The following is a 13,728-nucleotide window of genomic DNA, read 5'->3' on the forward strand; positions in this document are numbered from 1 at the left end:
ATCAGTCCTCGGGGTGGGAGAGGACGATCTCGTGGCCGTCGACGCCGTGGCCGCTCAGGCTCACCGCGCTGGCGGCCGGCGGATAGCTGGTCGCCAGGACCGTGTACTCGCCGCTGTCGAGATCGGCGAAGGCGTACGCCCCGTCCGCACCCGTCGTCGCCGTCCCGGCCACGTTGCCGGCCGCGTCGACCAGCGTCACCCGGGCGTCGGCAAGGGGGCCGAACGAAGCCTTGACGACACCGGTCAGTCGGGCACCGGTGACCATCTCGACCTCGATCCGGGTCAGGCCGGTGGCGCCGATCTCGATCGGCACCGCGCGCGGGCGGTAGCCCTCGGCGTTGACCGCGACCGTCGCCGGTCCCGGGACCAGCTCGTCGATGAAGAACGTGCCGTCCGCGACGGTCGTGCCGGTGGAGAGCAGGTCGCCGCGTACGTCGGTCACGATCACCATCGCGTCCTTGACGGGCGCGCCGTCCTCGCCGCCGCGCACGATGCCCTTGAGGCCCGTGGTGCCGCTGAGCAGGAGGTCGTACGCCACCGGCTCACCGCCCACGACCACCGTGGAGGCCTGCGGCTGGAAGCCGTCGGCGGAGGCGATCAGGACGTACGTCCCCGACCCCGGCGCGTCCACCGCGTAGGAGCCGTCGGCGTGCGCGACCGAGCGGCCGAGCTGGCGCCCCGACAGCGAGATCAGCGTGACCGCGGCGTGCGGGATCGGGATGCTCCCGGAGCCGCGGACGAAGCCGTGCAGCGCGATCCCGTTGGCGACCGGCGCGACGGCGGGGTGCTGCTCCGGCACGCCGGCGACGGCCTCGGCGACCGCGACCGGCCCGTCCAGCTCGGCAGCCTCCTCGGCGGCCTGGGCGAGCCCGCCCTTGGTCTTCAGCGGGACCTCCTTGATGAACAGCACGAACAGCAGCGCGATGACGGCGGCTCCCGCGGCGACCAGGAAGATGTCGGCGATGCCGTGCCCGTAGGCACTCTCCAGCACCGAGCGCAGCGGCTCCGGGATCTTGTCCATGTCCGGGATCTCGCCCGAGGTGCCCTGGGCGAGCGTGGCGTACTTCGGACCGAGGTCGGCGAGGCCGTCCTCGACGTAGTCGACGACCCGGTGGGCCATCAGCGCGCCGAGCGCGGAGACACCCATCGCGCCGCCGAGGCTGCGGAAGAACGTCACCATGGAGCTGGCCGCGCCGAGATCGGCGGGTGCGACCTGGTTCTGCGTGGAGAGGACCAGGTTCTGCATCGTCATGCCGACGCCGAGGCCGAGGATCGCCATGAAGACGGCGACGTGCCAGTACTCGGTGTCGTAGCGGATCGTGCCTAGCAGGCCCAGCCCACCGACGATGAGGGCGGCGCCGACGACCAGCCAGGCCTTCCACTTCCCGGTGCGGGTGATGACCTGGCCCGAGATGGTCGAGGAGAGGAAGAGTCCGGCGATCATCGGGATCGTCATCACGCCGGCCATCGTCGGCGACTTGTCGCGGGCGAGCTGGAAGTACTGGCTGAAGAAGATCGTGCCCGCGAACATCGCGACACCGACGAAGAGCGAGGCGAGCGAGGAGAGCGTGATCGTCCGGTTGGCGAAGAGCCGCAGCGGGATGATCGGCTCCTTGGCCCGGGACTCGACGAGGACGAAGATCAGCAGGAGCAGCACGGAGCCGCCGACCATGGCCGCGGTCTCCCACGAGGCCCAGTCGTACTTGTCGCCGGCGAAGGTGACCCACAGGAGCAGCAGCGAGACACCGGCCGCCATGAAGAACGCCCCGGCCCAGTCGACCTTGACGCCCTCACGCCGGATCACGGGCAGGTGCAGGGTCTTCTGCAGCACGATGAAGGCGATGATCGCGAACGGGATGCCGACGTAGAAGCACCAGCGCCAGCCGAGCGAGTCGGCGTCGGTGATGACCCCGCCGATCAGCGGGCCGCCGACGGTGGCGACCGCGAAGACCGCACCGAGGTAGCCCGAGTAGCGGCCGCGCTCACGCGGCGAGATCATCGCCGCCATGATGACCTGGGCCAGGGCGGTCAGACCGCCCATGCCGATGCCCTGGACCGCGCGGGCGGCGATCAGCTCGCCCGGGTTCTGGGCGAGGCCGGCGACGGCCGAGGCCGCCACGAAGAGGACCAGCGCGATCTGCATGAGCAGCTTCTTGCTGAACAGGTCGGCCATCTTGCCCCACAGCGGGGTGGTGGCCGTCATGGTCAGCAGGGAGGCGGTGACCACCCAGGTGTAGGCCGACTGCCCGCCGCCGATGTCGGCGATGATCTCGGGCAGGGCGTTGGAGACGATCGTGGAGGAGATCATCGCCACGAACATGCCGAGCAGCAGGCCCGAGAGCGCCTCCATGATCTCGCGGTGCGACATCTGGCCCTGGCCGGAGGATTCCGGTGGCCTGGCGTGAGTCCGTTCGGCTGTGGTCGTTGCCATGGACTTCCCTTCTGAGTTGAGCAGAGTCTTAGTTGCGTACGTGGGTGGTGTGCGCGGGGCAGACGAGGCTGTCGTGCAGCTTGGCCATGAGCCGGATCAGCTCATGCACCTCCTCGTCGCTCCAGTCGCTGAGCCGCTCGGCGAGCAGCTCGGTGATGTGGTCGGAGAACCCGGCGAGCAGATCGCGTCCGGAGTCGGTGAGACGCAGCAGACGCGAGCGGCCGTCCGCCGGGTTGGGGGAGCGCTCGAGCCAGGCCTGATCGGCGAGGTACGAGACGTGGCGGCTGGTCACCGAGATGTCGACGGCGAGCAGATCGGTGAGCTCGCTGATGGTCATCTCGCCGTGCTGGCTCAGCAGGCCCAGCACGCCCGCCGAGCCGGCCGGCAGGTCGGGCGGGAGGTTGCGGGCCAGGCCCTTCTTGACGGCCCCGACCTCGATGAGTCGGTGCATCAGCTCGCGGTAGGTCGCCTGCGCCATCATCGCCCCCTCTGATTGGTTGACTTTTACAACCTTATGGAGGATAGGAGAGCGATGCAAATTGCCACGCCGGTCGATCGCGGCGTCGCCGGCGGGTCTAGGCGACCGTGCCGCGAGCCGCCCACGCCGTCGCGGTCACCGTGAACGGCCCGTTGCCGAACCGGCGTCGGGCGACCTCCTCGAGCGCGGCGCGACCGGCGTCGTCGAGGGAGCTCACGTAGTCACCCGCCGGCCCGACACCGAAGGTGTACGGGTCCCACCAGTCCTCGAACGTGGGGTGGGTGACGCGGACGACCAGGCCGCTGGGCTCGACCTTGCGGAGGCCGACCTTCTTGAACAGCTTCTCCAGGTCACCCAGCCGGGAGCCGGCGAGGAGGGCCTCGTCCTCGGCCTCGGGGTCGATCTCGTGCACGCATGCCCAGAACGGCGCGACCGCACCGGTGTCGCCGTCCCAGACGCACGCCGCGACGGTGCCGCCGGGCCGGGTGACCCGGACCATCTCCTTGACCCCGGCCTCGGGGTCGGTCATGAAGTGCACGACGAGCTGGGCCAGCGAGACGTCGAACCAGTTGTCGTCGAAGGGGAGCGCCTCGGCGACCCCGGTGTGCACGTCAACCCGGGCCAGCTGCCGCGCGACCGCCTCGATGAACGGTGGCGAGGGGTCGACGGCGGCCACCAGGTGGGCCTCGGTGAGCGTCACCAGATGACGGGTGAGCGTGCCGGGCCCGCAGCCCACGTCGAGCACCCGCTGGCCCATGCTGACCCGGGCGAAGTTGGCGAAGTGAGGGGCGAGAGGTTCGGCGTAGCGGCCCATGAAACGGGCATACCTCTCCGCGGCGACGTCGAACCCCATGCTTCAGGCTAGGTCTGCCCTCGACGACGCCGACAGCCCCAAGTTCGGTATCTCCAGGTGCCCCGGTGGCCTAGTGCGTCGAGGGCGTCGTCGCGATCTCCGAGCGGTCGTCGGACCACAGCGTGTGGAAGGTGCCGTCCTTGTCGACGCGCTTGTAGGTGTGGGCGCCGAAGAAGTCCCGCTGACCCTGGATGAGCGCGGCCGGGAGCCGGTCGGCGGCGAGCGAGTCGAAGTAGGCGAGCGCCGAGGAGATCCCCGGTGCCGGTACGCCGGAGGCGGCCGCGGTCCCGACGACGCGCCGCCACGCCTCCTCGCCGGACGCGACCGCGTCGGCGAAGTAGGGGTCGACCAGCAGCGTCTCCAGGTCGGGCTTGGTGGCGTAGGCGTCCACGATCCGGTTGAGGAACCGGGCGCGGATGATGCAGCCGGCCCGCCAGATCTTGGCGAGCGCACCGAGGTCGATGTCCCAGCCGTACTCCTTCGCGCCGGCCACGATCAGGTCGAACCCCTGCGCGTAGGCGACCACCTTCGAGGCGTAGAGAGCCGCGCGTACGTCCTCGACGAACGTGTCGGGGACTGCTGGTGCCTTCGGGCGGCTGGTCACCGAGGCCCGCACCGCGCCGCGCTGGGCCGGCTTGGAGGAGACCGCTCGGGCGAAGACGGCCTCGCCGATGCCGGAGACCGGGATGCCCAGGCCGAGCGCGTTCTGCACCGTCCAGACGCCGGTGCCCTTCGAGCCGGCCTCGTCGAGGATGACGTCCACGAGCGGCGAGCCGGTCTCGGCGTCGGTCTGGGCGAGCACCTCCGCGGTGATCTCGATCAGGTAGGACTCCAGGTCGCCGGAGTTCCAGTCCTTGAAGACGTCCACGAGCTGCTCGACCGCGAGCCCGCCCACGCGCCGGAGGAGGTCGTAGGCCTCGGCGATCAGCTGCATGTCGGCGTACTCGATGCCGTTGTGGACCATCTTCACGAAGTGGCCGGCGCCGTCGGTGCCGACATGGGTCACGCACGGCTCGCCCTCGGCCACCGCGGCGATCGACTTGAGGATGGGGCCGAGCGTCTCCCAGGCCTCGGCCGAGCCGCCGGGCATGATCGAGGGGCCGTTGAGCGCACCCTCCTCGCCGCCGGAGATGCCGGTGCCGACGAAGTTGAGGCCGCGCTCGCGCAGGTCCCGCTCGCGGCGGATGGTGTCGTTGAAGTTGGCGTTGCCGCCGTCGACGATGATGTCGCCCGGCTCGAACCGCTCGGCCAGCTGCTCGATCACCGCGTCCGTCCCCGCCCCGGCCTGGACCATGATGATCGCCGTGCGCGGCTTGGCCAGCGTCGCCACGAAGTCGTCGATCGTCTCGGAGGCGAGGAAGCCGGCCTCGGGATGCTCGGTGACGAGCTCCTCGGTGCGGGCGTAGGTGCGGTTGTAGACCGCCACCGTGTTGCCCTCGCGCGAGGCGAGGTTGCGGGCCAGGTTGGACCCCATCACGGCCAGGCCCACCACGCCGATGTTCGCGCGGCCATTGTCGTTGTTCGGCATCGTGCTCCTCGTGTGAGTCGGTGATGCCATTCAACTCTGTCCGTCAAGCAGCTCAGGCAGCGGCGGTGGGTGGCTCGGCGCGGAAGCGCGCGGGTCGTCCGTCGACCCCGAGCACCCGCCAGGACCACCGCGTCAGCGGCGTACGCAGCCCGAGGTTGTCGAAGAGCATCCGGACGTCGGCGAAGAGGTGACGACGGAACGCGGCGGCTTCGGCGCCGGTGCCCCAGACCTCGCGGACGACCGAGTCGGGCAGGCCCATGAGCTCCCGGTCGGCGCGCGAGGGGATGATGATCGCGTCCGAGCCCAGGCGCATCGCGAGCGGGGTGAGGATGCCGAGGGCCAGGCGTGAGACCGGGTTGAGCGAGGGGGCGTGCTCCTCCAGCCAGGCGTGCGCGAAGCCGATGTGACGCGCCTCCTCGGCGATGTGGATGGCCATGATCTGGTCCAGGAGCGGATGGGTCCCGCCGGAGCGCATGGCCTCCTTCTGCACGTGGTCGATCGGCTCCTCGCCGGCCAGGATGATCGCGAAGAAGAGGGCGGGGTAGAGCCCGCCGAGGTGTCCCACCAGCGGGATGGACCGCATCAGCCAGCCGGGTGCGCCCGCGACGTCGGGGCACACCCGGTTGGTGAACTCCTGGAACATCTGGATGTGGTGGGTCTCCTCGGTGAGCTCGTGCATGAAGTAGCGGAACTCGGGGTCGCCGTTGTCGACGCCCATCAGGAACTGGGTGCCGCCGAGGAGGAGCAGCTGCTCGAACTGGGAGCCGGTCTTCACCATCGCGGTGAGGCGGTGCCGACCGACCTCGATCTGCCGTGCCCTGGGCAGCGACTGGTACCACGGATGGGCGCCGAGCAGGTCGAGCGTCGGCAGGATCCAGCGCTCGTCGTCCTCGGGCAGGGCCATCTCGGGTGCGTCCCAGTCGACGTCCTTGAAGGCGTTGAAGTACATCTCGACCGACGCCTCCGACAACGTACGCAGCGTCTCGTCGTACTCCCGGCGCGGCACGGGCCTGGTCGGCGTGATCATCCGGACCGGGGTGCCGGCGACGGCACCCACGTAGCCACCGATCGAGCGAAGTGTCTGCACAACCATCCGAGCCTCCTTGCACGACGTTGATACGTCACCAAGGTACATGGGATTTGTGTACCAGGAAACAGGTTCGGCGCGTGTGTCCGGTTCAGCAGATCTCGGCGGCGAGGGCCTTCCGGACGCCGGCGACGAGGTCCTCCGGCGTCCGGGCCGGGCGGTCGAACAGGGTGCGAGCGCTGTGCGCCCCGGCCTCGTCGACCCACTGGAACTCGAATCCCTCGGCGCACAGCCCGGTGATCTGGGCGGCGAGGATGGTGTCGACCGGGAGGTAGGAGCGGGTCGCGACCGCCTCGCGCAGCTCGTCGCCGTGGTGGTTGTTGAGGTGGTCCTGGTTGCGGTGGAGCACGCCGTCGTTGAGGTCGAGGTCGCGGTCGGTGAACGCGTCCAGGGCGATCGGGATCGCCTCGCCGCTGCGGCGGACCAGCATGACGTGGGAGACGTCCATGACGACCTCCTCCCACTCGGTCTCGCAGCAGGTGCAGGCATCCGTACGCAGCCACCGCAGCGTCCCGGTCAGGCGGACCGCCTCGCCCTCGCCGACCGTGCCCTGGAGGACCAGCACGACGTGGCTGCCGCGACGCCCGGCGTACGCCATCCGCTGCTCGGGCGGGCACAGGAAGGTCGGGCGTCCGCCGTCGTCGGCGAAGCCCTGCATCTCGAGCTCCTCCATCGAGTAGGGGATGCCGTCGATCACCACGCTGCCCCCGCGGGGGCAGGACAGGATGCTGCGGGCGATGCGGGGGTTCGACTTCATGACACCTCCATGTTTAGGTAAGGCTTACCTAAACATGGATCCGGCGACGGGACAAGTGGCGGGAAGCACGCCTGCTGGTCGACGCGCTCACCGCCACCGCGGCGATCATCGCCACCGAGCTCGACGACGCCTTCCGGACGTCCCTACCAGGCACTGGGGCTCGGTAGCAGCCGGTCTTCTGGGCACCGCGTTCAGAAGCCGATCGGCAGACCGGCGTAGTTCTCCGCGAGACCAGCGGCGGCGTGCTCGCTGGAGGTCACCCAGCGCAGCTGGGAGAGCTGGAGCTGAGTGTCGAAGGGGTCCTCGGCGGTGTGCAGCATCGTCGTCATCCACCAGGAGAAGTGGGTGCAGCGCCAGACGCGGCGCAGCGCCGTCTCGGAGTAGCCGTCGGCCAGTCGCGGGTCGCCCTTGAGCAGGGCGGTGAGGGCGGGGGCCAGCAGCGCGACGTCCGCGACCGCGAGGTTGAGCCCCTTGGCGCCGGTCGGCGGGACGATGTGCGCGGCGTCGCCGGCGAGGAAGAGCCGGCCGTGGCGCATGGGGGTGGAGACATGGGACCGCATCGGCAGCACCGACCGATCGGTGATCCGGCCCGGTTGCAGGCTCCAGCCGTTCTGGCCGTGGCCGAGCCGGGCGGCGAGCGCGTCCCAGATCTGGTCGTCGGACCAGGTCGCCGGGTCGGTGCCGTTGGGCACCTGGAGGTAGAACCGGGAGACGCTCTCCGAGCGCATCGAGTGCAGCGCGAAGCCGTCGGGGTGCCAGGCGTAGATCAGCTCGTCGGTCGAGGGGGCGACGTCGGCGAGGATGCCGAACCAGCTGTAGGGATAGGTGCGGTCCCAGCTCTCCCGGGCCGGGATCGCGGCGCGGCTGGGGCCGAAGGAGCCGTCACAGCCGACGATGACATCCGCCCGGATCCGCTGGGGGATCCCGGCGGCGTCGGTGAACGTCACCGAGGGCCGGTCGGAGTCGATGTCGTGCAGCGCGGTGTCGCTGACCTCGTAGTGGACGACCTGTCCCGCCGCCTTGCGGGCGTCGATCAGGTCCCTCTGCACCTCGGTCTGCCCGTAGACGTAGACCGCCCGGCCGATCAGGTCGACGAAGTCGAGGTGGTGGCGCTCCTCGGGCCACTGCAGATAGATCCCGCGGTGCTTGTCGGCGTCGCGGGCCAGCCGGTCGCCGAGACCCACCTCGGTGAGCAGATCGACGCTCGACTGCTCCAGGATCCCGGCGCGGATGCGGGCGGCGACGTACTCCTCCGACCGGGTCTCGACCACGACCGAGTCGACCCCGTCGGCGGCGAGGAGATGGCTCAGCAGCATCCCTGCGGGGCCGGCGCCGACGATCACAACCTGCGTACGTTCTTCTGCCATGAGGTGAGTCAACTCCTGTTCGGGCCGCTGCGGCCAGAGCATTCTTCCGCTGAGTGAAATCCGCGGCGGTGGGGGATCTTCAAATGGCGCGGACGGGCTCTTGTGCCCGCGCCCACTCGTCCCTACGGTCGAGGCACCCCGATTGTGACCCGAGTCACAAACCACAGAAGGAGCGCCCCGATGCCCGACGTCCTCGCCGACCGCGCCGCCCTCGAGTCCCAGATCGGCGACCAGACCATGGTCGACGTCCTCGCCGAGGTGGTGGCCGAACGCGGCGCCGAGCCGGCCTTCTCCGACCGGCACACCCCCGACGGCACGGGCTGGCGCACGCTGACGTGGGCCGAGCTGCACCAGCGGGCCCGCGAGCTGGCCGCCGCCTACATCGCGGCCGGCCTCCAGCCGGGGGAGTCGGTCGCGATCATGGCCGCCAACCGCATCGAGCACATCGTCGCCGACCTGGCCGCGGTGCTGGCCGGCGGTGTCCCGATCAGCATCTACAACACCCTCGCCCCCGACCAGGTGGGCTACGTCGCCGAGCACGCGGACCCGCGGATCGTGGTGCTCGAGACCGACGACCACGTGGCCCGCTGGGCGCTCGGACGCAAGCGCGAGGAGATCCTCCGCATCGTCACCATCGACACGGCCGTCGAGGACGACCCGCGAGCGATCGGCTGGGACGACTTCGTGGCCTCGGGCGCGGCGGCGCTGGCCGAGGTCGGCGAGGAGCTGGCTGCACGCAGCGCCGCGGTGACCCCGGACGACACGGTCACGATGCTCTACACCTCGGGCACGACCGGGCAGCCCAAGGGAGTGGTGCTCACCCACCGCAACATCGTCTTCGAGACCACCAGCTCGCTCTCGACCTCCGGGGTCGAGGAGCCCGGCGTGCTGGTCTCCTACCTGCCGTTCGCCCACATCGCCGAGCGGGTGCTCAGCCTCTACATCCCGCAGTTCAACGGCGGCCACGTCTACCTGATCCAGGACCCGTCGCTCCTGCTCGGCACGCTCCAGGAGGTCCACCCGACCAGCTTCTTCGGAGTGCCACGGGTGTGGGAGAAGATCCGCACCGGCGTCACCGCGCTGCTCGCCGCCGAGACCGACGACGCCAAGCGGGAGGCCGTCGAGAAGGCGATGGCGGTCGGGCTGGCCTACGTCGAGTCGCAGCAGACCGGACAGACCACCTCGCCCGAGCTGCAGGCGCAGTACGAGCAGGCCGACGCGGCCGTGCTGTCCACGATGCGCGCCCTGCTCGGGCTCGACAAGGTCGAGTGGGCGGCCAGCGCCGCCGCGCCCATGCCGATCGAGGTGGCTCGCTTCTTCGCCGGGCTCGGGATCAAGGTCTACGACGTCTACGGGATGACCGAGACCACCGGCGCCGCGACCGCCAACGGGCCCGACGGCTTCCGGCTCGGCACGGTGGGCCGCGCGCACCCCGGGATCGAGGTGCGCATCGCCGAGGACGGCGAGATCCTGTTCCGCGGTCCGATCACCACGCCCGGCTACGTGGGCCGGGGGGACGCCACCGCCGCGCTCCTCGACGCCGAGGGCTGGCTCCACACCGGAGACATCGGCTCGCTCGACGAGGACGGCTTCCTCAGCGTCGTCGACCGCAAGAAGGAGATGATCATCAACTCAGCGGGCAAGAACATCGCCCCCTCCAACATCGAGAACCTCCTCAAGGAGAGCCCGCTCGTCGGCCACGCGATGGTGGTCGGCGACGGCCGCTCCTACGTCGTCGCCGTCCTCACCCTCGACGGCGAGATCGCTCCCGTGGTCGCGCAGAAGCTCGGCGTCGAGGCCGGCTCGCTCGCCGAGCTGGCCCAGCACCCGGTGATCCGCGGTGCGGTGGGTCAGGCCGTCGAGGCCGCCAACGCCCGGCTGTCCCGGCCCGAGCAGGTCAAGGCCTTCGAGCTGCTCGGCGAGGAGTGGACCGCCGAGTCCGAGGAGCTCACCCCGACCCTGAAGCTCAAGCGGCGCGTGGTGAGCAAGAAGTACGCCGACATCATCGACGGGCTCTACACCCAGGAGTGAGCTGAGCGGCCTCCTCGTCGGCGAGCGGAGGACGCCGGCGGCACCGATGGGTCGAGGCGCACGAATGCGACCCCGTGCTCGTCTGATCGTTCCGGTCAGTCGTGTCCGGATCCTGACGCCGTGGTCTCTTTCTCAGGGGCGGCCCGGTAACGTCGAGAGCGACTTGTTCGGGCGGGTCAGGAGGTCTGTGATGCGTTGCTTCATCGTCGTCAAGGAGCGCAGCGACGCCGAGAGCTGGGACTGGGTGCTGGCCGGTCCGGGGCTGCACGCGGCGGGATCGCTGGGCGCCCGGGGGACCGAGGACGCGATCATCGCGGCCGTCGGCGCGGCGTACGACTCGCTGGGGTCGCTCGCGCCGGTGCAGGTCGTGGTCGCGTTGCCGTCCAACTCGCGGTTCTGGATGCTGACCGACGAGATCGCGGATGCCTATCCCGGCGTCACCGTGGTGCCGTTCACCGACGACGACGCGGACATCCGCGCGGAGGCGGTGGAGGCGCTGGCGATCCATCGGGCCGGTCCGCTGCCGCCGCTGGTGGTGGCGACGGACGGCTCGGCCCACCGCGGGTTCATCGGCTGGGGATGGCTCGCCGGCGACGGTCAGCACGGCTTCGGCAGGCAGGTGCCCAACGCCCGGATCCGCGACCCGCAGTCGCTGGTCGTCCTGGCCGAGCTGCAGGCGATCGCCGAGGCGGTGCGGGCGCTGCCCCGCCGCACCCTGACCATCCGGACCGACTCGCGGGTCGCGCTCGCGATGATCGAGGACTGGCTCCGCGGTGAGCTGACCATGCCGAAGGGCTATGAGACCGAGCACCGCGCCGAGCTCGCCGGCCTGACCCGGATGCACGACGACCTGTGTCGCGAGTCCGAGCGGCTCTCCTTCGAGTGGGTGCGCGGCCACGTCGGCGAAGCGCTCAACGAGGGCGCCGACTCCCTCGCGAAGCTCGCCCGGCGCTTCGCCGAGGGCACCTGGGGACTGACCGCCGACGAGGTGCCCGGGAGGGCACGGGCGATCGCCGAGACGTTCGCTGCGCCCATGACTTCGGGTGCCGCTTCCGCTGGGTAGATTCGCGTCTCGTGAATTCTCCTACGGTCACCATCGCCCCCGACGAGCCCGCGCAGCTCCGCGCGCGGCTCGATGCGCTGGGGCTGGACGGCATCTTCGACGTACACACGCACTTCCTGCCCCAGCGGATGCTCGACAAGGTGTGGGCCTACTTCGACTCGGCCGGGCCGCTGACCGGCCGGCCGTGGCCGATCGCCTATCGGCACTCCGAGGAGGAACGGCTCCGGGTGCTGCGGGCTCTCGGCGTACGTCACTTCTCCGCGCTCACCTATCCGCACAAGCCGGGCATGGCGGCGTGGCTGAACCAGTGGGGTGCCGAGTTCGCGGCCGACAAGCCGGACTGCCTGCAGTCGGCGACGTTCTACCCGGAGCCGGGGGCGGGCGCCTATGTGCGCGAGGCCGTCGAGGCGGGTGCGCGGATCTTCAAGGCGCACGTCCAGGTCGGTGACTACGACCCCAACTCACCGCTGCTCGACCCGGTCTGGGAAGTCCTCTCGCAGTCGCGTACGCCGCTGGTGATCCACTCCGGGCACGGTCCTGCTCCGGGTCGGTTCACCGGGCCGGCCGGTATGGAGGCGCTGCTCGGGCGCTACCCGGACCTGGTGCTGATCGTCGCCCACATGGGGCTGCCGGACTACGCGCGGTTCCTCGACCTGGTGGAGAAGTACGACAGCGTCCACCTGGACACCACGATGGCCTTCACCGCCTTCACCGAGGCGTCGACGCCCTTCCCCGCCGAGGAACTGCCGCGGCTGAGGGCGCTGGGCGAGCGGGTGCTGTTCGGGAGCGACTTCCCGAACATCCCCTATCCCTATCTCGAGGCGGTCGACGGGGTCCTGGGGCTCGGGCTCGGCGACGAGTGGGCGCGCGGGGTGCTCTACGAGAACGCTGCGCGGCTCTTCGGGATGCCCTCGGACAGCTAGGCCACCGCGGTCTCGTCGTAGCTGTCGGTGAGGAGCTGGACGATGTCGGGGACCCCGAGCGCGAGCCGGTTGAACCGGGGCGACTCGGCGGCGACGACCAGGTGCTTGGCGAGCTCGATCTCGTCGCGGGCCCACGGGATCAGCCCGGCGCGGTCCAGGTTGGCCGAGTTGGCGGCGCCGTGGCCGGAGATCGAGCGGTAGGTGATCACCGGCGTGCCCGAGGCCAGGGCCTCGAGCGAGGTGAAGCCGCCGGCGTTCTGGACGACGCAGTCGCTGGTCGCCATCAGCGCGCGTACGTCGGTGCGCCAGCCCAGCGCCACCACGCCGGGGATCCGTTCCAGGCGGCGCTTGAGACAGGGGTCGGTCGCACACAGGACCACCGGGGTCATGTCGCTGTGCTCGAGGATGTCGCGGGCCGTCTGCTCGAGCGCGCCGGCGCCCAGGGAGCCGCCGGTGACCAGTGCCCGCGGGCCCTTCAGGGCGAGGTCCGCGAGGGGGTCGGGGAAGACCCGCCCCGGGACGTACGCCGCCCCCGGCGGGACCAACGGCTGGACCACGGCCGCGTTGCCGCCGAGCATGCGCGCCTCGCGTGCGGCGACCTCGTGGATGGCGAGGTTGAGGTCCATGCCGGGGTTGATCCACATCGCCGGGACTGCGGCGTCGGTGAGGTAGGTGACCGCGGGCACGGTGAGCTGTCCGCTGGAGCGCAGGTGGCCGATGACCTGGGAGCAGAACGGGTGGGTGGAGATGACCAGATCGGCACCGCGCATGGCTTCGGTGAGGTTGCGCGTGGAGAGACGGAGGAGCTGGTTGAACGGCTTGTGGAGGGGGCGTCCCGGCATGACCAGACTCATCGTGGTGCCCCACGAGTCGGGGCTGACCTGGAGCTGCATCTTGTAGCCGGCCTTCAGTACGTGCCCGAGCCGCCAGGGCATCAGGTCGACGAAGTCGAAGATCTCGACATCGCACCCGGCCTCGCTGAGTGCTCGCGAGATCTCTCGGGAAGCCGAGTGGTGGCCCGCGCCGTAGCTCGCGGAGATGATCGCCACGCGGGGGGTCGTGCCGGGCCGGATGTGGAGGAGGGGCCCGAGCCGCTCCGAGTCGATGGACATGCGCCGGATTCTGTCCGCGCGGTGTGACGTCGTGGTGAACGGAGACACCCCGGCGCATCACTCTTCACCGTCGGTTCGTCTCCCCGAATCTGTGGGCG

11 protein-coding genes are annotated in these 13,728 nt (G+C 70.4%); 3 read left to right on the top strand and 8 right to left on the bottom strand.

From position 1 onward, the window contains the following. Position 1 precedes the first annotated feature (1 nt). From ACZ6WN_RS21050 to ACZ6WN_RS21080, 7 genes are all read right to left on the bottom strand, one after another. On the bottom strand, positions 2 to 2,431 hold the full coding sequence (locus ACZ6WN_RS21050; protein ID WP_465867317.1) for an MFS transporter: 2,430 nt from the start codon (positions 2,429 to 2,431) through the stop codon (positions 2 to 4). Positions 2,432 to 2,459: 28 nt separating this feature from the next. After that, positions 2,460 to 2,909: a MarR family winged helix-turn-helix transcriptional regulator gene (locus ACZ6WN_RS21055; RefSeq protein ID WP_465867318.1), complete on the bottom strand. Its 450-nt coding sequence runs from the start codon at positions 2,907 to 2,909 to the stop codon at positions 2,460 to 2,462. Between the two features lie 97 nt (positions 2,910 to 3,006). After that, positions 3,007 to 3,762, bottom strand: a complete 756-nt coding sequence (locus tag ACZ6WN_RS21060) for a class I SAM-dependent methyltransferase (RefSeq protein WP_465867320.1) — start codon at positions 3,760 to 3,762, stop codon at positions 3,007 to 3,009. A 70-nt stretch (positions 3,763 to 3,832) separates the two neighbouring features. Next, positions 3,833 to 5,290 (bottom strand): NADP-dependent phosphogluconate dehydrogenase, encoded by a 1,458-nt coding sequence (gndA, locus tag ACZ6WN_RS21065; protein WP_465867322.1) that lies wholly within the window; start codon positions 5,288 to 5,290, stop codon positions 3,833 to 3,835. A 52-nt stretch (positions 5,291 to 5,342) separates the two neighbouring features. Then, positions 5,343 to 6,383 carry an AurF N-oxygenase family protein gene (locus ACZ6WN_RS21070; RefSeq protein ID WP_465867323.1) on the bottom strand — a complete coding sequence of 347 codons (1,041 nt, stop codon included), beginning with the start codon at positions 6,381 to 6,383 and terminating at the stop codon, positions 5,343 to 5,345. Between the two features lie 85 nt (positions 6,384 to 6,468). Continuing rightward, entirely contained in the window at positions 6,469 to 7,134 is a 666-nt protein-coding gene (locus ACZ6WN_RS21075; RefSeq protein WP_465867324.1) for a DUF2470 domain-containing protein, read from the bottom strand. 191 nt (positions 7,135 to 7,325) lie between these two features. After that, complete coding sequence (locus tag ACZ6WN_RS21080) at positions 7,326 to 8,501, bottom strand: 4-hydroxybenzoate 3-monooxygenase (protein WP_465867325.1); 1,176 nt, start codon at positions 8,499 to 8,501, stop codon at positions 7,326 to 7,328. Positions 8,502 to 8,681: 180 nt separating this feature from the next. On the opposite strand from ACZ6WN_RS21080, the gene ACZ6WN_RS21085 reads away from it, so the two are divergent. The 3 genes from ACZ6WN_RS21085 (at position 8,682) to ACZ6WN_RS21095 (ending at position 12,518) form a co-directional block, all read left to right on the top strand. After that, positions 8,682 to 10,532, top strand: a complete 1,851-nt coding sequence (locus ACZ6WN_RS21085) for an AMP-dependent synthetase/ligase (RefSeq protein WP_465867326.1) — start codon at positions 8,682 to 8,684, stop codon at positions 10,530 to 10,532. Positions 10,533 to 10,722: 190 nt separating this feature from the next. Further along, positions 10,723 to 11,595 (top strand): RNase H family protein, encoded by an 873-nt coding sequence (locus tag ACZ6WN_RS21090; RefSeq protein ID WP_465867327.1) that lies wholly within the window; start codon positions 10,723 to 10,725, stop codon positions 11,593 to 11,595. A gap of 11 nt (positions 11,596 to 11,606) precedes the next feature. Further along, positions 11,607 to 12,518 carry an amidohydrolase family protein gene (locus tag ACZ6WN_RS21095; RefSeq protein WP_465867328.1) on the top strand — a complete coding sequence of 304 codons (912 nt, stop codon included), beginning with the start codon at positions 11,607 to 11,609 and terminating at the stop codon, positions 12,516 to 12,518. On the opposite strand, the gene ACZ6WN_RS21100 is transcribed toward ACZ6WN_RS21095, so the two are convergent. Then, the gene (locus ACZ6WN_RS21100; protein ID WP_465867330.1) at positions 12,515 to 13,630 is read right to left on the bottom strand and encodes an MGDG synthase family glycosyltransferase; all 1,116 of its coding nucleotides are present in this window, start codon (positions 13,628 to 13,630) and stop codon (positions 12,515 to 12,517) included. The two genes, ACZ6WN_RS21095 and ACZ6WN_RS21100, sit on opposite strands and share 4 nt — an antisense overlap. Between the last annotated feature and the right edge of the window lie 98 nt (positions 13,631 to 13,728).

This window comes from Nocardioides sp. NPDC054178 (genome assembly GCF_055585005.1).